Source organism: Pseudoalteromonas luteoviolacea NCIMB 1944 (assembly GCF_001625565.1).
GTDB classification, from domain to species: Bacteria; Pseudomonadota; Gammaproteobacteria; order Enterobacterales; family Alteromonadaceae; genus Pseudoalteromonas; species Pseudoalteromonas luteoviolacea_F.
Genome location: NZ_AUXS01000031.1, coordinates 36,263 through 61,045, shown reverse-complemented (window position 1 = coordinate 61,045; position 24,783 = coordinate 36,263). Strand labels below are relative to the sequence as shown.

18 protein-coding genes are annotated in these 24,783 nt (G+C 42.6%); 11 read left to right on the top strand and 7 right to left on the bottom strand.

Annotation, left to right across the window (positions count from 1 at the left end; all coding sequences use genetic code 11):
• Positions 1–207 precede the first annotated feature (207 nt).
• Genes N483_RS11460 through N483_RS11450 form a run of 3 tightly spaced genes read right to left on the bottom strand, consistent with a single transcriptional unit; the run spans position 208 to position 1,992 of the window.
• A complete protein-coding gene (locus N483_RS11460; protein WP_023398430.1) occupies positions 208–507 on the bottom strand; it encodes an AzlD domain-containing protein in 300 nt (99 codons plus the stop codon).
• Positions 504–1,187, bottom strand: a complete 684-nt coding sequence (locus N483_RS11455) for an AzlC family ABC transporter permease (RefSeq protein ID WP_023398429.1) — start codon at positions 1,185–1,187, stop codon at positions 504–506. The genes N483_RS11460 and N483_RS11455 overlap by 4 nt, the downstream gene beginning before the upstream one ends.
• A gap of 4 nt (positions 1,188–1,191) precedes the next feature.
• Positions 1,192–1,992 carry a helix-turn-helix transcriptional regulator gene (locus tag N483_RS11450; protein ID WP_023398428.1) on the bottom strand — a complete coding sequence of 267 codons (801 nt, stop codon included), beginning with the start codon at positions 1,990–1,992 and terminating at the stop codon, positions 1,192–1,194.
• Positions 1,993–2,375: 383 nt separating this feature from the next.
• On the opposite strand from N483_RS11450, the gene N483_RS11445 reads away from it, so the two are divergent.
• The 6 genes from N483_RS11445 (at position 2,376) to N483_RS11420 (ending at position 14,789) form a co-directional block, all read left to right on the top strand.
• Positions 2,376–6,371, top strand: coding sequence for a TOMM system kinase/cyclase fusion protein (locus N483_RS11445; RefSeq protein WP_155250737.1), 3,996 nt, complete (start codon positions 2,376–2,378; stop codon positions 6,369–6,371).
• Positions 6,372–6,438: 67 nt separating this feature from the next.
• Entirely contained in the window at positions 6,439–7,236 is a 798-nt protein-coding gene (locus N483_RS11440; protein WP_023398426.1) for a hypothetical protein, read from the top strand.
• A gap of 91 nt (positions 7,237–7,327) precedes the next feature.
• Complete coding sequence (locus N483_RS11435) at positions 7,328–8,479, top strand: amidohydrolase family protein (RefSeq protein WP_023398425.1); 1,152 nt, start codon at positions 7,328–7,330, stop codon at positions 8,477–8,479.
• 2 nt (positions 8,480–8,481) lie between these two features.
• Complete coding sequence (locus tag N483_RS11430) at positions 8,482–10,623, top strand: YcaO-like family protein (RefSeq protein ID WP_023398424.1); 2,142 nt, start codon at positions 8,482–8,484, stop codon at positions 10,621–10,623.
• A 178-nt stretch (positions 10,624–10,801) separates the two neighbouring features.
• Positions 10,802–13,654, top strand: coding sequence for a right-handed parallel beta-helix repeat-containing protein (locus N483_RS11425; protein ID WP_023398423.1), 2,853 nt, complete (start codon positions 10,802–10,804; stop codon positions 13,652–13,654).
• 379 nt (positions 13,655–14,033) lie between these two features.
• Positions 14,034–14,789, top strand: a complete 756-nt coding sequence (locus N483_RS11420; RefSeq protein WP_023398422.1) for a hypothetical protein — start codon at positions 14,034–14,036, stop codon at positions 14,787–14,789.
• A gap of 164 nt (positions 14,790–14,953) precedes the next feature.
• Here N483_RS11420 and N483_RS11415 read toward each other — a convergent pair whose 3' ends face one another.
• Positions 14,954–16,222, bottom strand: a complete 1,269-nt coding sequence (locus N483_RS11415; protein WP_023398421.1) for an MFS transporter — start codon at positions 16,220–16,222, stop codon at positions 14,954–14,956.
• 12 nt (positions 16,223–16,234) lie between these two features.
• Positions 16,235–17,551, bottom strand: a complete 1,317-nt coding sequence (locus N483_RS11410) for an NAD(P)-binding domain-containing protein (protein ID WP_023398420.1) — start codon at positions 17,549–17,551, stop codon at positions 16,235–16,237.
• A 308-nt stretch (positions 17,552–17,859) separates the two neighbouring features.
• Between N483_RS11410 and N483_RS11405 the strand changes: the two genes are divergently transcribed.
• The gene (locus tag N483_RS11405) at positions 17,860–19,596 is read left to right on the top strand and encodes a hypothetical protein (RefSeq protein ID WP_023398419.1); all 1,737 of its coding nucleotides are present in this window, start codon (positions 17,860–17,862) and stop codon (positions 19,594–19,596) included.
• A gap of 73 nt (positions 19,597–19,669) precedes the next feature.
• Here N483_RS11405 and N483_RS11400 read toward each other — a convergent pair whose 3' ends face one another.
• Positions 19,670–20,509, bottom strand: coding sequence for an SPFH domain-containing protein (locus N483_RS11400; RefSeq protein WP_023398418.1), 840 nt, complete (start codon positions 20,507–20,509; stop codon positions 19,670–19,672).
• A 175-nt stretch (positions 20,510–20,684) separates the two neighbouring features.
• Here N483_RS11400 and N483_RS11395 point away from each other — a divergent pair, with 175 nt between their 5' ends.
• Positions 20,685–21,170: a GNAT family N-acetyltransferase gene (locus N483_RS11395; RefSeq protein ID WP_023398417.1), complete on the top strand. Its 486-nt coding sequence runs from the start codon at positions 20,685–20,687 to the stop codon at positions 21,168–21,170.
• A gap of 35 nt (positions 21,171–21,205) precedes the next feature.
• Here N483_RS11395 and N483_RS11390 read toward each other — a convergent pair whose 3' ends face one another.
• On the bottom strand, positions 21,206–22,132 hold the full coding sequence (locus N483_RS11390; protein WP_023398416.1) for a hypothetical protein: 927 nt from the start codon (positions 22,130–22,132) through the stop codon (positions 21,206–21,208).
• Positions 22,133–22,626: 494 nt separating this feature from the next.
• Between N483_RS11390 and N483_RS11385 the strand changes: the two genes are divergently transcribed.
• From N483_RS11385 to N483_RS11375, 3 genes are all read left to right on the top strand, one after another.
• The gene (locus tag N483_RS11385) at positions 22,627–23,094 is read left to right on the top strand and encodes a hypothetical protein (RefSeq protein ID WP_023398415.1); all 468 of its coding nucleotides are present in this window, start codon (positions 22,627–22,629) and stop codon (positions 23,092–23,094) included.
• Positions 23,095–23,157: 63 nt separating this feature from the next.
• The gene (locus N483_RS11380) at positions 23,158–24,003 is read left to right on the top strand and encodes a DUF692 domain-containing protein (protein ID WP_023398414.1); all 846 of its coding nucleotides are present in this window, start codon (positions 23,158–23,160) and stop codon (positions 24,001–24,003) included.
• Entirely contained in the window at positions 23,990–24,781 is a 792-nt protein-coding gene (locus tag N483_RS11375; protein ID WP_023398413.1) for a DNA-binding domain-containing protein, read from the top strand. Before N483_RS11380 ends, N483_RS11375 begins: the two co-directional genes overlap by 14 nt.
• The last annotated feature ends 2 nt before the right edge of the window (positions 24,782–24,783 follow it).

Sequence of the window (24,783 nt, the reverse complement as noted above, 5' to 3'; positions counted from 1 at the left end):
TGACGAAAAATAACCCGTCACCCGAACTCACACCTATCACCCGAACTCACACCTATCACCCTGAACTCAAACCTCGTCACCCTGAACTTGATTCAGGGCCCATAACCACATCAAACATGGATTGCGGGGCAAGCCCACAATGACGAAAAATAACCCGTCACTCTGACGCCCCTGTCACCCTGAACTTGATTCAGGGCCCATATTGGCTCAAAAGAACACATAAAACACAATCAGACTTCCAAAGGTGGTAAGGTAAAGGTTTTTAAATTTAAACGCTAAAACAATGGCCGCAGAGGCCCCTAACAAGTATGGGTTATGTAACTCAGTTACAAACTTTCCACTTGGCATCAAAACAATCGGCACCCAAATAGCGGTTAAGACACACGGCGCGCTATAACTTAAAAAGCGTTGAAAGTTTGGGCCAATTGAAAAAGGCAAATTTTTAGTTAAAAACAAATACCGGGTGGCAAAAGTCACACAGGCCAGCGTAATAATTGTCACGATCATGAGTTGTCTTCCCTTGTCTGCAATACGTACCCCGTGCTCATACCGAGCAACGCGGCAGCTACTAAGCCAAATTCAAACTCTATCGATTTAAAATAAAGCATCGTCACACCCGATACTAAGCAGGCACAAAATACAGGTAAATTCGAAATCCCTGGCACCACCAAAGCGATAAAAATGGCGGCTATGGCAAAATCCAATCCAAGGTTGGTTAGATCAGGTAAAAACTGCCCAGCCACGATGCCAAAAAAAGTCCACAAGTTCCAAGCAAGATAAAAGCTACCACCAGCAACTAATGCATACACAAGTCGCAACTTACCTTGATAAGCCCGATGGTGGTGCGAAAATGCAAATAACTCATCAGTTAAAAAGAAAGCAATAGGTCCACGCCATTTCAAAGGTTTATCTATCATTTTGTTACGTATTGCCAAGCCATAAAGTAAATGGCGCGCACTGATAATAAATGTAGTAATGACCAACGTAATAATAGAAGCGCCTTTTGCCATCAACTCAATAGCAACCAGCTGCGCGGAACCAGCAAAGACCAGTAACGACATCAACTGCGCTTCCAATGCCGAAAAGCCGTTTTGAATGGCTAAGGAGCCGCACAAGACTCCCCACGGAAGCACCGCTAGATTTAACGGTAGCATGTCTAGCAAGCCTTTTTTTATCGCGATATTCATGTCTCTAACAAGCCTGTTTGTATTGATTTGGGGTGATACCCATATTTTTCTTAAAATGCCGGCTAAAGTGGCTGTGGTCATAAAACCCAACTTGGCTGGCAACATCGGAGATACTTTTGCCATAGCGCAGCATCGCCTTAGCGTGATTCAGGCGATGTTGAATTTGAAATGCATGGGGAGTAAGTCCTGTTTGCGCTTTGAAGGAGCGCACAAAATGAAACTGGCTCATATGGATCAAGCTAGCCAAATCAGTAAGTGAAATATCGTCAAATAAATTGTCCTGCAAATAAGTTTTAGCCAATGCGATACGACATCTCTCAGAGGCCTGCTCATCTGACAGTCTCAGCTGGCCTGCTGATGCGCACAAGTTGCTTAAAAACCTCACCATTTGCGTTTGCTTTTCCAATTTACTCGCTGGTGATTCCAACGTATCAAACAAGCTATGTAGTTGACATGCCAGTGCCGGATTATGTACCACAGCGTCTGAAAAATACGGAGCACGGTTTTTTTCGCAGTCCATCAAGTTATTAAAAAGCTCCGGTGTTGGATACATAGAACGGTATGATGCAACCCCTTCACAAGCTTTCCGGCAATCATGAACTTGCTCAGCATTGATCAAAATTAAGCTGCTTTTACCTGCAAGGTGCTGATCACCTGAACGAAAAAAACGCTGCGCCCCGCAATCCACCAGCGCTATTGTATACCCACTGTGGTTATGACGCCCGAAATCTGTTTTTTTATCAATATTATGAAGTACTTCCAGTCCACCTAAATCGTGATGAAAGCTAAACTTTGACTGCTGCATACACTTCCCCCTTACTAGAATTCAGCTTAACGCAACTGAGTATGAAGTGCTTGTACAAAATTGCGCAATTAACCAACTGAATACGCTTTAGTTTTGAAACATCGATCTCAACATCTCAATAAATACTTCACCATGATAGGTATTATCGAAAATAGCTTTGTGTCGCAAGTATCGGGAGGATTGGTCTCATAAAAGACCCTCTTATTGATACAGTATTTCAATAGAGCAACTGACATTTTTCCAATCAATTGGAATGAGTAAAAATTAACACTTATAGTGTAATATTAAACCTATTGTTACAAATGACATGTTATTGTATATTAAATGTAATTTGTTCCATATTGGGGACAATTACTAGTTGATTCTGCCTTACTGAAAAAAGAGTGAATTCAAAACAAATGGAAGCCAGCAGCGAAATCGTATTTAACTTACCCCAAGTATTTAATTCTGATAAATATCTACTTGCCGAAAAAATAGGCGAAGGCGGATTTGGCCAAGTTTATAGAGCCACACAAATCAGTACAGGTCAAAATGTCGCCATTAAGTTTTTAGCGCTATCAGATAAAGCCAACATTGATAAAAATCGCCGCTGCATCGACAGATTTCACCGCGAAGTGTCTCTTGTCAGCCAACTCAATCATCCCAATATTGTTCAACTTATCGATAAAGGTCAACAAGGTGATTTTCTAATATATGCGGTTTACGAATATATTGAGGGGCAGAGTCTAAAGGAAAAATTACTCGTTTCTGGTGCATTGGAGCCGCCATTGGCTGCTGATGTCATGGCCCAGGTACTAGATGCATTAGCCAACGCCCATGAGAAAGGTGTGGTGCACAGAGATATCAAACCTGCCAATATTATGTTGTACAAAGTCGGTGCAAAAGTCCATGCAAAGGTGCTTGATTTCGGGATTAGCACGATTTCTCAAGAAGCCCGGCAGAATGATTATAAAAGTATTACACTCACGCAGGAAACTCTTGGCACCCCGTCTTATAGTTCACCGGAGCAATTAAGAGGCGAACCACCGGTGCCACAAACTGATATCTATTTATGGGGACTTGTTTTTTTAGAGTGTTTAACAGGCAAACCCACGATATCTGGCAGCTCTCTCGCCGCCGTATTTCATCAGCAGCTGAGCTCGGCGAATATTCCTCTAGGTATACTAGCAGGTCATGAATCCGCTAGCTTGCTTCGCAGGGTATTAAGTAAAAAGTCTTCCGAGCGGCCGAGTAATACTGCCGGGCTATACCATACATTTAAAAAACTGAGCTTTAATAACCTAGTCGGCACTTTGGAGTTTCAAGGCAAACAAGAAGGCGAACCTCAGTATGAGGACGTTACAAAAACGCTACTCAATAACCAAATTAACAACGCTAGATACTCTTACACCCGGTTGACAGAACGAAAACAGATCACTGTGTTGAGCCTTATCCTAAATTGTGAGCAAATAGACTGTAATAACTCAGAAGATCAAGATGTTATTGATACTTTTCATGCCGACCAAATGCAGCAGTGTATTGATATCGCCATTCGTTATGGTGCATACCACGTTGGGATATTAGGAGATACGCTACAGTTTTATTTTGGCTATCCAAATACCACTGACAATGATAGCCGCTTGTGTGGGCGTACCGCATTGGAATTGATCAGCAATATACAAAAGAAAAATGTCATTTTGCGGGAAAGCCAAGGCATTCATAGTCAGATACAAGTTGGCATAGAAACGGGCATGATGCTGAGCATCGCTGATGATTTGCCGACAGGTAAAACCGCTCTCAATTCACTCAAACTCAGTCGAAAAGCGAAATTTGGACAAATTTTATGCTCTAAAAACGTACAGTTATTACTCGATAATTATTTGTCTTTTAAACCTGTGATTGATGACACCAATAAAAATGCCAATAATTTCATTTTGGCTGGCGAGCGCCAAGTTGAAGCCTTTGGTTTTTTACGCGGCACTAAAAAGAACAACGCTTTTTTTGGCCGTGAGCGAGAGCTAAAGGAGTTAGTAGAACGATTAGTCACATCAGCAACTCAATACACTGAGCTGACAAATAAACCTTTCCCACTGGTTCATATTTATGGCGAAGCTGGCATTGGGAAATCTCGTTTAATCTTTGAACTCAGAGATAAAGCAAAACATAGGCCCCAACTTGTGGCCCAGTGCTTACCCGAACACAGAAACAATGCTCTGCACCCTATTTTAAACATCATAAAGTATAAATATACGCTCGATGTTTTGTCGCCAGATTCAAGTTTGCACAAACTCAAAGACGCTGTGGCGCAAACAGAATTAGATGTGGAGCAGCAAGAAATCGGGGTATTAATTTTATCGGCCTGGTTAAGTTTGCCCCTGCCCGAACTAAACCCGATTACAGACTTATCGCCCGAAGTGCAAAAGCAACATCTATTCAACTTATTAGCACATTTACTTTGCCAACCTTTATCGCTGAATGAAATCCCCGAAACTCGCCCTGCTCACTTATTTATCTTTGAAGACCTGCACTGGGCCGATCAGATAAGTAAAGATTTTATCGCATACTTTACCGCGTCCAATATATTTAACTCTGGCGCACATAGCTGGGTCAATACATCGCGCGAAGTATTGCCTGAGCAGCTGTCTAAAGTGAGCTTTAGTCAATTACCTTTGATGAAATTAAATCGCGAAAGTGCACAAGAGGTTATTCAATGCTTATTTGAACAACACCCTATTAGCAACCAACTAATGGACGTGTTATTGGAGCGAACCGATGGTATCCCACTGTTTATCGAAGAGTTAGTAACCGCCCTGAAGTCGCAACATTTAATCCATAAAGTACATGGTGCCTACAATTTTATTAACGATCACAAAAAAGCTTTAGTGCCCTTAACCCTAAGAGATTCACTGCAGCAAAAACTAGATCAGTTACAACACGCTAAAGAGACCGCTCAGTTAGGTGCGACTATCGGTAGAGAATTTGACTATGATTTACTGATTACGTCATCTAAAAAGGAGGAAGCGCAGATTCAATTTGATTTAGAAGAACTAATCGATGCCGAATTAGTTTATAGGCAACGTCAAGTCGCGGGTGACAGCTATATATTTAAACACGCGCTGGTCCGCGATGCTGCCTATGAAAGTATGACAAAAGAATTGCAACACAAAGCGCACCTAACAATCGCTTCTGCAATAAGGAGCAACCCTAAGACCAATCTAGACAGCGCAAACGACATTCTCCACTACCACTACTTAGCAGGACAGTCGTATCGTGACGCTGCGTACTTTGGAAAGAAAGCGGCAACTATGGCAATAACAAAAAGTGCTTATGAGCAATGCATCCACTATGCAGATGCAACCATGGATGCACTGAACAAAATAGATGCCGAAGGCCAAGAACTATTAGAAATAAATCAGCTACTAATCACGGCCTCTATGATGGTAGTTGGCTGGGCATCCGCCAAAGTTGAAGCGCTTATCAAATATTCTCAACAATTATTAGAGGGATTAGGTCAGCATAAGCAGTCGATTGATACCGCAATTCTGCTTGCAAATCATGTCAATGTCGCAGGGGATGTAAACAAAGTACTTGAGATCATAGAGTCGTCTTTGCCGTTAGCACAAGATAATGGCCAACGTGCAGCATTACTATCGGTAAAATGCCACGCACTGTGGCGTGCAGGCAGGCTGCATCAGGGGCTAGATTGTGTCGCTGAAGTAAGGCGCTTATATGACCCTGTAAAACACAGTGACCATACCATTAAATATGGCCAAGACTCCAATATTTGGGCATTGAGTATTGGTTCTTTAATGCATGCTTATATGGGCGACATGGACAAGTTTGTAAAATCCATTGAAGAAGCGGAAGAGCTATCTGAACAGTTAAAGAGCAGCCACTGCCTTGTGTTAGTAAAAGTGTATGCTGCGTGTGGATATTACTTCGCCAATCAAAAGGGAACAATCAAAGCCATCTTGGACCAGTCAAGAGCCATTTGCGAACAAGATAATTTGGCCAATTGGGTAGGCGTTATAGATTCTTTGGAAGGCTGGCTACTAAACATTCCAGAAAAGATCAGTAAATCGATAAGTGCACTTGAAGCTAACGGTGCCAAACAAATGCATGGTTTTTGGAGCGCTATGTTAGCTGAAGTTCACGTTGAAATAGGCCAGTACGACCGAGCACTGCAATTAATTGATGCATCTATTGCACAAACTGAGCGGTTTAACGAGCACCTCTTTTTACCTAAATTGCTGTGGCTAAAGTCTGTGTGTTTTGTGCAGCAAGGCAAAATAGCGCCTTACGAACGTTGCTATTCGCTGTACCTTGAAAAAGCAGCAGATCTATCTGTTCAGATACCAGAAGGCGATATAAAACATACTGGAAAAAAACCAATTGAATAACCAATTTATATCATCGAGTTGATATAAAGTTTAATCGTTTCAAATATATTAGATTAAGGATAACGCAATGCAAAATATCTATCAAAAAATAGTATCGGCTTACTCAGTCTATGTCGCCGCAAGTTGGTACAATCCTGAGGGATATTACAATTCCGGCAAAGATAAAGTTCTAAAGTTCAATGACAATGGGGAATCCAAAAACTTTAATGAAATCCTACCTCACTGCGAGCTAATAGTTGATGACGGCTTGGATGATAAAGGAAATTTTACTCCTAAAAACAATAACATATGGAACCCTTATTACTCTAGTCAGTGGGCTGGTGGCCTTAACAGCATTAATATCAAAATTCCAGATACCCCTCCAAAAGCGGTACGGGCGCTAGCTATTTCAGTGTATAGCTCTCTTTTCCCAACGTTTATGGGCCTAGTTGCAGATGGCCACCCATATACAGACAATGATGATATGGATTGGCTGGCAATTGGTGAATACACTAACTCTATCATCACAATGGCATGGGCGGCACATGATTTAGACAAAAACCCCGACCCAAAGGAATTGAGCGATGAGCAGAAGGTACTCCTTAACTTCAGAAATATATTGGAATCTGGCAACCCCAACAGTGGCCAAGAGCTGATTGAAAAATTTTTACAAAAAACATTACCTTGGAATGTAAATATTACTTTTGAAATAGACCCCAACTTCAAATTTTGCTTACCGCGTGGAAATGACGTTCATTTGGGCTATTTTGATAACATTCCAAGAAACACCTTTACATATCACCGACCTATAAAACCAGAAAATGAAAAGGCGCAGGCCATTGCAATCAGTGAGTATTGCAAATTTACCAATGCAACGGCCTGCTAATTTTTAGCCCAAGTAACCAAATAAAGGTTGATAAGTAAAGACAATGCTTTACTTATCAACCTGATATTCCAGTACAAAAATAGGGAAATCAATGACAATACTTATCCACGATGCAGATAGGCACGTGATAGAAACACCTGATATATGGCAAGACTATGTCGATCCAGCTGAAATAAAAGGGTTTGAGTACAGCTTGACCTATGACACTCAGCATAAAGCCGAACAGCGCTCCTTGCGTCTTGGGCAAAGCGCAAGGGTCGTTTTGCCACCGACATTAAAACTTGGTGAATACCCCTTACTCAATTGCTGGAATGAAGACATTCAAATCGAAAGTGCGAAGGTTTTTCACAAAAGCATCGACAAGCGTAAAAGTGCAGCAGCGCCACATACCATGCTACAAGATATGGACGAGACGCATATTCACAGCGCCAGTTTATTTCCTAATGTAGCGAGTTATATTGTCAATCATCAGTCTATAAGCCACCAAGCCTCCATTGCCTATGCTAGAGGCTACAATACATGGCTTTATGAATATTGCAGCCACAATCCAGCGCGGCTCAAAGGGGTGGGCCTGATTAGTCGCCACGACCCGAGTTCCATGATCAGCCAACTAGAAGCCATTGAAAAAATGGGTTGGACCAGTATCACTATGCGCCCAGAAATAATTGCCGGACATCACCTTGGCAGTTCAGTGTACAACGAGTTTTGGCAAGCGTGTGAAGAAAAAGGGATAAGCATTGCGTTTCATGGTGGCTCCAATTTACAAGCTCCAACCGCAGGTACAGAACGTTATACAAGCCGTTTTGCATTACATGCATGTTCCCATTTTCACGAAATGCAACTGGCATTTTTATCTTTGTTAGATGCGGGTGTATTAGAGAGACATCCCAAACTTAAATTAGGCTTTTTTGAAGCGGGCGCAAGCTGGCTATTAAGCTGGCTATGGCGGCTAGACAATATCTGTTATACCGAATTTCCGGGTTTAATTAAAAACCGAATTAAAATGCAACCTTCTGAGTATTTCAAGCGTCAATGCTGGGTCACGATCGAGATGGACGAACCATGTTTAGCGCAGGTTATTGAAACCATAGGTCATGACAGGCTGCTCTTTGGTACTGACTTCCCTCACCCCGATCACTTGCATTTCGACTATACAAATCTCGAAACCCAAAACGCCGACATTAAATCGGCTGAACTAGTAGATATATTACAGCACAATCCAAAGCAGTTTTTTGGATACTAGATATGAAAACTTTTAATTGGCACCCAAAATTTCAAAAAGTAACCATAAGTGAGCAAGGTATTTTACTGGTCGGCGAAGTTTTGTCCTATTTCTTAAAATTTGCACACTATCCAGGACTTGAGTTAATAGGCACAGATGGCAGTCAGGAGCAAAACGCGCTGCGCACCAAGCATAGCCACTTGAGAGCACATTTAAATCGGTACTCAGCCCATTTATTGAATGCGGGTTTAATTTATGATCAAACGACTACGGATTTTGTGTCTAATTCATATTCCACAAATCGACTGGCGCACCCCGTAACGCTGCAACACCATTCAAATTTGCCTGTGGTCAATTTATCAGCGGCACAACCTAGCTATTTACAAGCTTGGCTACAACTGTGCTCCCACGAAGATTTACTCAGTGCATTTAACCTCGTGAATAAACCCACGATTATATTTGTCGATGACTTTATCCATCCAGCAATAGATAGCATTATAGAGCAATCTACCCACTGGATTATGCTAAAAATAACCGGAGAAAGGCTATGGCTCAGCCCGGTTATTACTCAAAAGTGCAGCACTTCATTGAACTGGCCACTGATAAAAACACGCATAGCCAACAATCAACCAGAACGAAAAGTACTCTCACAGCTCAATACAGTGCAACAAGTCCCTTTTGAAAACCCGTTAGAACTTGCGCCCGAACTACAGCAGAAATTGCAACAGCTGCTGATTAAGCAGCTACAAACTGACAGTCATCAGCTATGTGTGTTTGTTCATAAAACTCAGCAAGTTAGCTACCACCCATTCAAGCAGATCACCACGGTGGGCAAGGATACGCTTGAACAGCGATTAGGGAAACCTATCACTTTGAACAGTCGGGCGATACAGTTTGACAACGATGGAGGCTCTCGAAGCTATTCACCAGAGCAAACATTAACTAAACTCCAGCCGTTGATAAGCCCTATCACTGGGGTCGTTAATTATTTTGCTTGCATGGAACCGCAATCAGGTAAACCGCTAAAAACATATTGTGCGCGATTTTCAAAAACCCCTTCTGTGCGCCAACTCTCTAACCTGTCTTTAGCTGACTTCTCGATGGCTTGTGCAGGTAAAGGGGTATCTGATACTCAATCTAAGGTCAGCGCACTGTGTGAAGCAGTCGAACGATACGCACCGCTGTATCAAGGCAATGAACCATTATTTTTGTCGACTCAGTCAGCGTTGGACGGACCTAGCTATAGCCCACACGACCTGACGCCTTATAGTGAATTGCAATACCATACTTTCCAACACTCTCTACACTCCTCTTGGGAGGAAAAGTATGCTAAAAAACCTTATCAAGATCAGCCAATTCATTGGCTAAAAGCATGGTCTCTGTCTCAACAAAACAGTATCTATGTCCCAATGGCATGCTGTATTTCCAATATGCCATTTGATGACGATGAATATTGTTTATGGCAATCAAATGGCTGTGCTGCTGGTAACAATCTAGAAGAGGCCATTCTTCAAGGCTTGCTTGAATTGATTGAACGAGACGCGGTTGCAATATGGTGGTATAACAAAATTAGCCGCCCAAGTTTTCCACTAGAAAGCCTGCCCGATAGCCTCATTGCAAAAGTTGAACAAACGTTACCCAGTAATATGGACTTTTGGATTATCGACGTCACAAATAATAATCAAGTTTCGGTTATGGTCGCAGTTGCTCAAGAAAAGAGGACAAAGAAGTTCACAATAGGTTTAGGCTGCCATCTCAACCCCGCCTTGGCTGCACAGCGTGCGTTGACTGAATTATGTCAACTTTATCCAAACCGTGATGCCAACAAGTCTCTATTCGACTTTGATAAAATCCCCAATGAGCCGTTTATGTACCCTTCACAAGATGGCGCAATTAGTAAAACCACCTTGGCCTACTGTGATGATATTAGTGACAATATAATTAATATTGTGGAGCAGTTGGCACAAGCTGGGTTAGATACCCTAATTGTGGATCACAGCAGAGACGATTTACCTATACATACAGTTAAAGTACTCGTGCCCGGCCTGTGTCATATGTGGCCGCAACTGGGTAACCAAAGACTTTATACGCTACCTGTACAGTTAGGGTGGTTAAATGAAGCAAACTCCGAATTAACGATCAACCAGCAAGGACTATACATCTAACGCCAATTACGAGGTCTTTATACCTCGTAATATTCCGAGGCACTTGCTCTAGACATTGCGCTTTATCAATTTCATATTGAGAATCAGTAAGAGAATTATGGTGATTGTAGGTACTCCTTTTGTTATTAATAAGTTGTAGCAATAACAAACTAAACAAAAATCGAAGGACCATTACGCTATGATACAAAGAGCAATTCAACTCTTACTCCTGTCGTCCTGGGCCGTGCTTTTAATAAGCACGAAACAGGCCTACGCAAACAACTGTAATTCAGCGCCACAAAGCTACTTAAATAGCAACGGCGAGCTGGTTTTATACAGCAATACCTTTTGGAATACACAAAGTCTAGGTCGGTATAGTGCAAGTGTGAACACCATTACCGCAAACATGCCACTGAATTTAAAAAGCAATACCGGCATGACAGATAAACAGCGTGCACAACAATTGCGCTGGGCTGTACATGTGGCTAATAACATTACACCAAGCCCGGTACATACCAAGCTTGTCGTCGCATCTTGTCACTATGATTTCAGTGATGAACACACTGCACACCCAGATGCACCCATAGATAATATTCACAATGCGTTTTTGCCAAAGTTGTTTGTTGCGCAAAATAATATCACCATCGAAGGCAGCTCAGCTCAATCAAAACCTCGCTTGTATTACTCAGGGGCTGGCGCTGACGGGTTGCACCACGGGCGGGTGCTGCTGATGGTTCAAAGTAACAAACAGGGCATCACGATTAAAAACTTAGAGTTTGAAGGCGACCATCACTGGGAAAATATAAAAACCCCCAAATTCACATTGCATGAGAACAACAACCAGCTTTACTACAATGGTCGAGATCGCCGCCTATGGTCAGGTATGATCATGGTTGGGCTTACGGGTGGCAGCAATGATGTCACCATCGACAATGTGATTGTCACCAAACCTGCACGAGCCGGAATTGCCATCGTAGGCGGAGCAACGGTACAAAACTCCATTATCAAAGGCGTCGTGCCGATGGCCAATAAAGACAATATGTTGGCTGATCTTGTTGATGCTTCGAGAGCCTTATCTTCATACCTAAACATTGCCTCTGCGGGTATGGGTTTTCACTCAGGCATTGCTCAACAATTCTCTTACGGCCCTACCCATGTCTACAACAATACGATTCAGAATTTTGTCGAAGGCGTAAATGGTAATGGTTCAGAGTGGGTTATCACCGACAACGTGATCAAAGAAATTGCTGATCATGCTATTTATATTTTAAGTGCTATGAAACCCTCCATTATTGAACGCAACCATATAGAAATGATTTTAAGTGCAGCGATTAAGCTCGGTGGCTCGACGTGTAAAGATCCGGCTTCACAGTGCAGAATGCCAACAGATCCGCTCGATGAACAAACCCGTGCTGGGGCTTACAAAACACGGATCCAAAACAATACTTTCCGGCTCATACCCAGAACATCCATATTATTGTCTGGCACTTTTAACACCATCGCTAACAATACCATAGTTCCTTACAACCCAGCTGATGACAAAAGCGCAGGGGATTACTATAACCCTCAAAAAGACCCAGCAAATGTCTACCCTGATTTTTCTTTCTCGACATCTGGCGGGCAAACGCGAAAGGATAGTCAAAGACAAGATTATTGGAGCAACCATGTTGCCTATAACAATGTTGCCTACAACACCAAAGGCCATGAAGAACTGTCGATTTTTTTCAGTCAAAGGATGTCTACTCGAGACCGAAGCATTGGCATGAATATGGTCAAAGGTGCTGGGCAAAAGGTGTATTTCCACGCGCGTAAAGACTCTCGCTACGCGCCTCTGATTTCTGTTTCTGGCGGTGCCAAGCTATTTGCTGGTGGCAAAAGCGATTGTAGAGATTGTGTAGGTAATCCTGTTGCAAGCGGGTATCGCAGTAATTTAGAGCCAATATGGGCCAAAGCTGTGACGATGGAAAACTCAAGTGGCAACCGTGTTCCACACTTGCTTGTACAACTAGATAGCACACAAAACGATATCTTTTTAATTGGTGAGTCTGGTATTCACGAAAAGCTCAATGCCAATGGGCAAGTATTAAACATCAAGGAAGTCGCTGATTTGGATGGTGACGGACTGGATGAAATCTATTTCCAGGAAAACAACAATACCTTATATGGTGCCAAACTATTTAATAGCCGTAATGATGTTCAAAACAGACAGTTGAGTGATATAGCAAACACACGTTGGACGTTCCACAACGCTAATTCAGCGAGTTTAATTGCGAGCAAAGCTGTGTCATTTGACCGTGCAGGCCCAGACCAGCTTGTGACCAGCTGGACAGGAAATGGGGCAATATTAGGCTCTACTTTTAATGGTGCGGGTCACCCCATTGCGAGCAATGCGATTTACGCAGGTTCAATCAATAACCCAGTAAAGATGCTACAAGCTGCTGATTTGTCTAATGCTGGTGAAACCTTTGGGGCAAATCAGGAGCTCTACGCCTCTTTCAACGATAAAAAAATTATTGGCGTATATTGGGATGCAAATACATCGAGTTGGAAAAACCAAACGGTTTACGCTGGCACGCAGAGGCTAGCGCTGATGGAGGCTGGTCGCCTAAGAAATACAGATCAAAAACAGCGCATGTATCAGCGCTTTTACAGCAACACGATTTACGAAAGTAAACCGGCCGTTTCAGGTCAGCTACCAGCATTTGGCACTGGCAGCTATTTCTACACAGGGTCATCAACGAGTGACATGTTAGTGGCTGCTGATTTAAACCATGACGGTAAGCAAGAAATGCTCAGTCATTTTACTCAGCTCAATAACAAAATCTATTATGGTGGCGAACAAAACGGTTCATTGAACAGTACTATTGGCACTCTTTATGATGGCTTTACCTCGCCTAGACTGATCACACCTTACACAGGTACGGACAATCGAGAGCGTGTCGTTACACTGTTCAACCGTGCTTGGGCTATCTACCTATCTGAAGGACTGCGCAGTACTGGCCACAATTACGTGAACTATGTTTACACTAAGGTATTAGCAAATACTCAGTAAAGCCAGCGTTCAAGCAACACCTGTGCACACCTTGCGCATTGTTGTTTGAATGAATTGGTATTTAAAACCATATCCAGTGGACCTTAATGGTCCACTTTTCATACTCCTCAACAAAAATATGTACCGAACTTTTGTTTTCAGAACACAAATCACTGTGCGCTAATTCAAGCGCTGGTGAACAACGCTTTTATGTCATTTCACTGAATAAACAAAACAACTAGATAAAATACACTAACTTCATTATTTATCACTAAATGGCATACGCCTTGCTTACTAAAAAATGCTTGCACTGTAGTAACTTTATACTAGCAAGCCTATCTCTATGCCATGAAAGGCAGATTTCAAAATATTAAAACTTATCTTTAAGGAGCAAAGAAATATGAAAAGAATCATCGCAACAGCGCTAATTGCCGCATCAACCTACAGTGCAACTAGCTTTGCACAGACCCATGCAATAGATGTAGATAAAATGCTTGAGCAAACCTTTGAGCTCATTCAAAACAATGAAAATCACGCAGCACTAAGTAATCTAAACTGGCTTGCCAAACATGGAACGGCGCATGATCCGAGATTTCACAATACCTTTTTAGATGTTGTACAACATCTTTGGCTCAATTTTGCATATAGTTATGCGCCAGCTTGGAAGGCGTATGACAACGTATATCGAAGCGCCAAACAAGCATTGGTAACAGCCCCACAAAACTGCTCGGCCTTTGATATTGCCTTAAGCTTTGGCAACCTACCCCATAACGCCACAGATCACATTACACACTTGGAAATCACAGAGCAGCAATTTCCAGCTACGTGGCAGCGTTGTTGGACAGAACAAGCCTCTAGTAAAGCCATTGAATTCATCTCAGAGCCACTTATAACAGCTTATGTGGGTGATTTATCTGACCACTTTAAAATCCATATTGCTGACCAATTAAATGCTGTTTATCGCGATTGCGACGACCTTCCAGCTGAGACTTTGGTATGGGAGTGCCGAGACGCATATAAGCTGCAGCTAACCAGCGCTTCGGCGATGTATCGCGAAGCGGCAATGATCCTGCATGATGATGTTTCCGAAGCGGGCCAAATTGGCGGCCACACCATTTCGCTAATGCTCCAATGGCAAGCCCATGACAATCGTTAACCAGCCTATAAACCACTAATAATAAACGCTGCATTTGCAGCGTTTTTTGGCTATACGGCAAATATTTACGTATCTATACGGCAATCAACTGCCCTCTTCGCCGACATATCCATTTTCAGGTCCAGCTCTCAAACAACTTGACGCACCTCATTTGCAAATAAGTCTTAGCGACTAAAATGAGCTAGCTGCTTTACTAGCGCAAAACTTGCAACAGCCACCATGCCAACACCACCTAGCACCAGCAGTACCATGTCATAGCTTTGCGTCATCATCCATACCCAAGCAGCAATCGCTGGCGCCCCCGCTTTAATAAACTGAATAGGCATATTCATCGCGCCATTAATAGCGCCATATGCTTCCTTCGTTAACAGTTCAGGAATTGCAATACCTTTAACAATAGTCATCATACCGGTAGCAGCACCAAATAGGGTTATAAGGGGTATTAACAGCCACACTTGGCTAGGTAAATACACCATGCCGATAAACGTTATTGGTAGCGCCAAAGTCGTCAGTACACCAAGTTGCAAAGCTGATACTTTCGCCCCTGCAAACTTCAAGGCGACCCTGCCTAATACCTGAGCTGGTCCCAAAGCGGCTAATATAAGCACCACTTGCTGTGGAGAAAGTGCACTCTCAACTAATATGGGGTAGAGGTGAAATTTAAATGTGCTCGCCCCCGCTGCAAAAAGTGAAAAGCAAAGCAGCAATGCCCAAAAAATGGGTTGTTTTAAAGCCCATGCAACATTGATATTGCGATCATCAACGCGTGATACTGCCTGTTCTTCCCTGATTTTCATGTTTCCTTTGGATAATTTTCCTTTGGGTAATAAGCCATAGCAAATTGAACACACGAACATGTTTACAGCTCCTAAAACTATAAAGGTTGCACGCCAGTTTAAATGAGTTATTAACAACTCTATAAGTGGTATAAAAACAGTACTGGCGAATCCTCCCCACAAAGTTAATGTGACAATTTTACCTTTGGCTTGCTCATGCGGATGGTTGGCACTGATAACAGCGAAGGCCGCTTCATATAAAGTCGTCGCTTGCACGATACCAATTGCGGCAAATACGGCGTATAGAAACGCCAGTGAATTGATCAGAGAACCTGCTATCAATAAAGTCCCCGCGACGATTGAGCCTGTCACCATTACATTTCGACCTAGCCCTTTGTCAATGAGCTTGCCTACCGGAATTGCTGCAAATGAAGAAAATAGCAAACTGACGGACAGCGCCCCATAAACGTCCGACTTCGCCCAGTTAAACTCGCTGAGCATAGCTTCGGCTAACTGTGGAAAACTATAATAAAGCGTCCCCCAAGAGCAGATCTGGGCAAAGCCCAAAAGTGCAAGTGGGAAGCTATCTGTTGATCGTTTGCGAACCCAAGGCTCTGAGTGAGACAAACCATATATTTTCGCTTTTAAAGCATTCATATTTGGTCCCGCTCAGCCGCAACATGATTTTTCATCAGCAATGGTGTTTGAGCGACAACAGTCTGAGTCGTTTCTTTCACTACAGCACACGCCCGTGTTTGGTAATACCAACTCGACTCGCGCCGCGGCTTCATTATCACCCGCCAACTTTGCCGCAATTGATCTCACTTGTTCATAACCTGTCAACATAAGGAATGTAGGCGCACGACCATACGCTTTCATACCGACGATAAAAAAGTGCTCATCTGGGTGTGCAAGCTCTCTATACCCATGCGGGGGGACTGTGCCACAGGAGTGCAGATTAGGATCGATCAATGGTGCCAATGCTGCTGGTGCTTCCACAATACTGTCTAAATCAAGGCGTAATTCTCGCAGTATGTTTAAGTCTGGCCTGAAACCAGCTGCGACTATGATACGGTCAACTTCAATAAATTGAACTTGTCCTGCAACAGTTGCAGATATGGCAAGCCCACTTGATGTGCGAGTTATTTTTTCAATTGCAAATGGCGCAAGTAATTCAAGCTGGTCATTGTTCACTGCATTTTTGGCTGCATTGCCTAACGCTTGGCGAGCAGGTAATTCATCATTTATTCCCCCGCCAAGTAGCTTGTCCAATTGGTTGGTACGTAAGCCCCAAACAACTTTTGTTTCTGGGTGTAGTTTTTGCAGTTTAAGTAATTCTAAGGCGATATTAATCGCGGAATGCCCACCACCTAACACCAATACACGTTTGCTGGCATAGTCATTTTTGTCTCGTCCAACCACATCGGGCAGGCCATACCTAATAGCATCTTTATTCATAATTTCACCAGGCACAGGTAAGCCATCCAATCCAATTGGATTGGGGTTACTCCATGTCCCAGAGGCATCAATCACAGCTTGAGTAAGTATAACCTCTGTTGTTCCATCACTGTGTTTAATATGAACAGAGAACAACGCCTGATTGCGCTCTTTAGAGAAAGATTTAGCATGGGCGTGTTTTGAAACCGCAATCACTTCAGTTTGAAGCTTGATAACTTTCGCAAGTTCCGGTGTAGACGCCGCTGGCTGTAGATATTGCTCAACAATATCGTGACCAGTTGGCAAACCATCAGGATCCGGCGCTTGCCAACCGGTATTTTCTAAAATCACTCGTAGCTGTTGATCAATGACATATTTCCAAGGACTGAATACACGAATATGTCCCCACTGCGATATTGCGCTGCCCACAGCACTGCCTTTTTCAATCACAATGGGTTGAATATTACGAGCAAGAAGGTGAGCGGCTGCACTTAGGCCCACAGGCCCCGCGCCAATGACGACTACCGAGTTAATCTCATTTTGATTCATTTTAAACTCATCTTTAAGGCTAATTTACCAATAAGACGGTTGTTTATTTTGAAAGACGAAGCCCTACAAAACTATATTTAGCACCCTGCTGCGCATGATTTTGATATTGTAGTTAGGCAGTTGCCACCCAATGAATTCAAACCTAAATGTAATATCTGCAAGCCCCATTGTTCGACCAATGCTTAAACACTGCGCCATCAGCCTCAGAGTTAGCTCACGACAAAACGAACCAAATAATAGATTTGTTCATTCTCCATATATTGATATCATTATTTTTAATTGGAAGACCTACTACATATGGAGCAACAATGAAAAAATCTCTTCTCGCGCTCGTCACAGGTACCGCCATTGCATCAGGTGGCTACTTTATTGCACAACAAGGCGCCAACAATAATAACTTAGCACACTTAGACAAAGTGCCTGCCGATACGCTTTTCTTGTGGTCACAGCTAAAAAGTTTCCCTTATCTACAGTATTTGGACGTTTTGCCAGATACATTAAAAAATGTAGATGATATCAATAATTTTGTTGCTGTGATGCAGGGTCAAGAGATTGATTCAAACACTCAATTCTTACTAAATATACTGGATAAGTATGCAGAGAGCTTAAAGTCATCCAAGCAATTCACCAGCACTTGGGGGGTCAATAGCGACTTTCAAGCACTCGCTTATTCGATTGGTTTGCTCCCCGTATTTCGCGCTGAATTAGGTGATCCGCAAGTATTTAAAAACACCGTTATCAACGCAGCGAAAGAAGCAAATATTCAATATGAAGACGCCAATATAGGTGGTATTCCAGTTACCAAATTCCCAATAGAACAAGGCGGTCAAAAAATCGTAGATTTGTTGGTCGCTATTGACGGTAAATGGGTGACGGTGACCTTTGATACCCCAATCAATGATCAAAACGATCTTCAAATTGCACTTGGTCTTAAAGCCCCCGCAAAACCTCTAAGCAGTACTGACAAGGTACAGCGTTACACCCAAGAACATCAGCTGGACGGGCATGCATTTGCGTATCTTGATACAAGGCTTTTAGCAGATATGCTTACCGCCAAAGACCCTCAAAGTAAGTCAACACAAATGCTGGATAAGATACTGGCACTCACAGACAGCGAAAATGCATTAGACAGTGTGAGAAACCCTAGCTGTCAGCAGGACTTCTCTGACATTGCGAACAAGTGGCCAGCCATCATTACGGGTACTCAAGAGTATGAATTTTCAAGTAGCCATGCTGACATAAAAGTATCAAGCGTGATTGCATCTACCGACACCAAAGTTTTAAATGCATTGAAAAATATACGTGGTTTTTTACCACAGCATACGCAAAGTGACAGCGACGCCATGCTTGCACTGGGTATTGGAGTCAATGCGAGTCAGCTCTCGCCTTCGGTCAATACTCTTTGGGCAGCTTTTGCCAGTGCACAATTTAACTGCGAGCCGCTCGCACAATTACAGACGCAGAGTAAAGATGCAAACCCGGCACCATTAGCGATGGCAACAAGTATGCTTGGCACACTAAAAGGTGTAAGCCTCACGGTATTTGATGCAAATATCGCGGACTTAGTTAGAGTAGACAATACGGATTTAAGCGCTGTTGATATGTTACTCACGGTATCGGCAGACGACATGTTAGCATTATTTAATATGGCAAAGAGCTTCGCCCCTGACTTGTCTGGGTTGACACTGCCAGCTGATGGGAGTGCCATTGAAATCAACCAGTATTTACCGCCAGATTACCAATCTACAGCGCCGCTATTCTTAGCGTTAAAAGGCCAGCACCTGACTTTATACATAGGTAAAACTGCGCAGCAAACTGCGGAAGCGTTGAGCACGCAAACTGTGACAGCTAATGGATTGATGAACTTCGCAGTCAATACAGACAAGGTCATGCCTATGCTACTCAAAGCTGCTGAGCTCTCTGGTGAACCTATCACTGACGATATGGCAGAGTTATTAAGCGAAAGTGGCAAACTGCACTTCTCTTTTGACACCACAGATAAAGGTATTGTTACTGACATTACAATCAAAGTGGAAAATCAGTAAAACCACAGGGCCAAAATAGCACTGCTATTTTGGCCCTACATTTACCTAACTAACAAAAAGCGCTCAACGCAAACTATTTAAGCCCTTTCACTAACGGCATACCATTGGTTCCCACTGGAATATATACCGTAGTGTGGTTTGGTGATTCAGCCATTTTAAGCTGTGCGTTGATGGCTTCATGCTGGAGATAATTCTCGGTCAGTGTCGAGTTTATGATTTTTTGCGCCTCGGCAATCCCTTTTGCTTCTTCTATACGGATCTCCGCATCTTTTTTTGCTATCTGCTTTTGAGTTTCTTTTTCAGATAGCAATTGCTGTGCGGCCAATTTTTTCTCCACAGCTTTAGCGACAATATCTGGGTAATTTATATTGCCAACCACAATATTTTTTACTTCAAACGGTGTGGCATTTAGGTATGTTTGCAATTTAACAGTGACTTCTTTGGCAATATCATCGCGACGCGCTTTTAATTCACCACTATCAAACTTTTGCACGGCATTTCGTACATAGGTTCTAAATGTCTCTCGCACAAAGCGTGCATACCAGTGCTCACCACCATAATTTTCAACAACGGCCTTCACTGTTCCAGCGCGAATAGATACCACCGCATGAAAGTCAAAGATAATATTTAAATCATCATTGGCGAGTATTTTGAAGTTTTCTGTGTAGGTATTGGGCCGCATATCAATATTAATGACTTCGTTACGCAGCACCGACATGCCAAAATTACTCGGTCCTTGAAGTGTTCCCTGATAACCGCCGGAGCCAAACATTCTTGGCTTTTCATACACATACCCTTCAAAGCCCGCTGGCGTACTCGGGTTGCTACACGACCCTAATCCAAAAATAGAAAACACAATCACGGCAACAAAACTAAATATTGTGCCAATAGGCAATGACTTTTTCGCAAACATAATGAACTTTATTTAGCTATAAATGCTCTATTTTACTGGCTAGATTCTAGAAGATAAATTGATAAAAACGCGTAATAACATATTGGGTACAAGCAACCATTCAATTCGGTTACACTAGATTGGACATAGGTTTATCCAAACCGACGATTTTTAGAGCAACGGGCTGGGAAATACAATGACCATAGAGTCAGATAAAATACTGTTTAGACAAGCTAAATTAGAAGACAAAGCCGCACTGTTGGCATTAGAGCAAGCCGTCGTTGATGCAGAGCGACCGTACAATTCACAAATAAAACCAGATGCTCATTATTACGATTTAGACGATTTACTGCAAAGTGAAAACGCCTCGGTACAAGTTGCCGAGTACAAAAACGACATAATCGCAACAGGCTACGTGCAGATCAGGCCCTCAAAGCAATCTTTAACACACGTAAACCATGGTTATTTAGGCTTTATGTTTGTCAGTCCTGCGTTTCGCGGCCAAGAGCTCAATAAAAAAATCATGCAACATTTGATGAGCTGGGCTGAGTCAAAAGACGTGTATGATTTCTACCTCGATGTATATAACGACAATCAAGCTGCAATCAATGCATACCAAAAGCTTGGATTTGAGCCATCACTATTAGAGATGAAAGTTAATACAAAAAATAACTCGAGATAATAAATTGCCCGTACAAAATACGGGCAATTTATTATCTATAACGTTGGGATAGAGTCGGGCTCTGGGGGCGGCGTGATATCTGTCAAATCTTCAGTGATCAACCACTGCGGTAAATAAGGGTGATCTGGGATCAAGTATCCCTTACCAGAGTAAGCTACCCGAGCAAGCCCCACGAAATCCAACGCAAATTTTGGAAAAGGCTCTCCGGCTTTATCCATTTTGTGCGCACACTGTGCAAACTTATCTAACGCATCCAACATTTTTTGCTGATAGGTTTGCTCATCTTCATGGCAAAACACACTCAATAAGCAATCAATTCGCGGTAAGTGCACACTGCGACGAAACAATAACACGTCTGCTGCAACTCGGCTTTCAAGCTCGCTCAGTGCCGTGACATCAACTTGCATAAATGCCTTTATGGCCGCAACCAAGTCCCGCTCTTGTGGATTAAGTATGGCTTTAACAATATTAAACTCCGCCATGTGTATCTGAGCAATACCCGACGTATCCATCGATTGCTCATTAAATTGATCTAACCATGCGATGCTCTGCATGTCGTTATAGGCAAGTGCCCAATATACCGCACGGCACCAATTAATTGGATCTATACCATAACTTAATCGCTCACCAGGGCGGGTAATTGACACCTCATCCAAGCGCAATTCGTGTTGCTCATTGGGAAATATATGTCGCTTAAAGTGTGTTAAATGGAAATGATAAAACTTATCCAAAAACCACCTCGCTTCACTGTGCGGTCGCTTCGCAAATACCGCAAAGTCAAAATACGTCTTCAACTGATTAGCAACTTGATACTCCCAGCTATCTCCACTCATCGAATCAAACCTCACCTCACCATTTTGAAGAACAGATTTGAGAAAGTAAGCTGAGCGGACGTTTTCTTGATAAAACTCTTGGTAAACATCGAGTTCGTAGCTATCACCGTAGTGGTGCTTTTGCTTCATTTATACTCCTTAAAAGCAAATTTTCGCACACTCACTAAATTAGAATGTGCACTTAGGGGAAATTATATTTAGCCACAGTGCAATCTGATAGCGGTTTTTACGGTTATCTAATCAAGCGAGCAGAAAATATCCCAAAATTTAGAGAATGGTGTATAGCATTGTATTTAGTGCCTTACCCATAAGCCCCTAATTGAGTCTGCTTTCGTCAGTTGAAGCGCCACGGATGCCATTAAAGCTCAGTTTTCCATAATAATTCTCAATACTGCGTTACTCTATAAATAAATTTTTCGTCTACACTGAAATTAATCTGCAGCTCATAAGGTCTTTTGTAGCAAGTCGTCCGGAGCGCAATAAGTTTGCTTTTTTTGTATCGCGCGAATTTGCAAAAAAAGTCAATAAATCGAGCACTGGAGTGGTGCTTTTCCTTAAATAAAATACAGCCCACTCTAGCTCGCTCTATATTTTTGGCATAACCAAAACACGAGGAATCGACAATGAAAGCATTAACAGGCGCCGCAATGGCAATGATGGTAGCAGGTCTTGTAGGTTGTAATGCCACTGGGGACTCAGGCCAATCAGCTAGTGCTGGTGCATCGGCAAGTTCAGGTGGCGCTAAAACAGACTTGGTACATTGCTATGATGTAAATATTTGTGGTGGACACAACGATTGTAAAACAGCAAGCAACGCCTGTTCAGGACAAGCGTCTTGTAAGGGAACTGGTTTTGTGGGTATGCCTGCAAAAGCATGTGCTGATGTAGGTGGTAAACAAAAAGACAATTGGGTTGGCAGTGTTGCAAAAGCCGATTTAGTACACTGTCATGATGTTAACATTTGCGGTGGTCACAACGATTGTAAGACTGCAAATAATGCATGTGCAGCTCAGGCTTCATGCAAAGGCACAGGCTTTGTAAATATGCCAGCAAAGGCGTGTAAAGATATTGGCGGTAAAGTCGGTAGCTAAATGACACGTAAAAAGCCTACCTGCGCGTAGGCTTTAATTTCAACTTAAGTTGTGAGGATAAGATTGAAAAATACACCCCCACCTTTTGTCGGCTTTGGTCTAGGCCTACGCACCTGTTATTTTGAAGAGATCCTAGACACAGAACCCAATGTTGACTGGTTTGAAATTATCTCTGAAAACTACTTCGTTTCCGGTGGCAAACCTTGGCATTACCTATCTCAAATTAAAGAGCGTTATCCCATTGTGATGCACGGAGTATCGATGTCAATTGGTAGCACGTCAGACGTGAACTTTGACTATTTAGCAAAGCTCAAAAAAACCATAGAGCGTGTGCAGCCGCTTTGGATCTCTGACCATTTATGCTTTTCTTCCCTTGGGGAGTTCAATAGCCACGATTTATTGCCAATGCCCTATACCGAAGAGTCACTTGATCACTTAAGTCAAAGGCTCTCTATTGTTCAAGATTATCTCCAAAGACCGTTAATTCTAGAAAATGTCTCTAGCTACCTCACTTATGAAGTGTCAGAAATGAGTGAGTGGACATTTCTTGCGGAGTTACACAAACGCACACAATGCCAATTTTTACTCGATATTAATAATATTTATGTCAGTGCGAGAAACCACGATTTTGCACCGAAGGAATTTATAGACGCGATACCTGAATCAGCAATCGCACAAATCCACCTTGCTGGGCATAGTGATTTTGGCAGTCATATCATCGATACCCATGATCAGCCCATTTGTGATGACGTTTGGCAATTGTTCGAGCAATTTTCAAAGATAACAAAGCCTATCAATACCATGATAGAGCGGGATGATAATTTTCCGGCTTTTAAAGAGATCATGGCAGAACTTGAGCATGCTAGAGCACTCGCTCCCGCATCTTGGAGCAAACATGAGTACGCTTAAAAAATTACAGCATGACTTTGTTGCCATGCTCCAAGGCCAAAACACAGAGTTTACTGAGCACATCGCCACACAAAATGGTTTGTCTCCTGCCCAGCGTGGTGAAATTTATCAAAACGCTTATCAAATAAGATTAAAAAAAGTGCTAGAACAAGATCATGAGATGCTAGGCCTGTATTTAGGTGATGAGTTGTTTGATAACATGGTCGAAGGTTATTTAAGTCAGTATCCTTCTCGTTCGGCTTCACTTAGAGAATTTGGTGATCGTATACCGCAATTTCTAGAATCAGCGCCACAGTTTAAAGAACATGGTATTTTAGCCGAAATAGCGCTTTTTGAACGTTTGTTATTACATGCATTTGATGCTGCTGATAGCCCGACTTTGCAGCTTGCGCATTTACAATCCATAGAACAAAACGCCTGGCCAAATATCGTTTTTCAACTTCATGATAGCGTTCAATTACTGACCTGTGAATACTCGGCCGTGGAAAGCTGGCAAGCACTCAAAAATGGGGATTCGCCGCCATCGCCCAACCAAGGCGGCCTGCGTCATTGGATTGTTGCACGAGCACCGGATAAGCGAACTGGATTCTACCCTTTGTCACAATGCCACTTTCAGTGTTTGGCCAGTATTGAAAAAGGGCTACCGTTTGGATTTGTGTGTGAAGCCGCAGCTAACGTCATGGGCGATCAACAACAAGGCACCCTGCAAGTAATGCAATTGCTCCAGCAAGGTATTGAATTAGGATGGTTTATAGCTAGTCCTCAAGGCTCTCAGTAGGC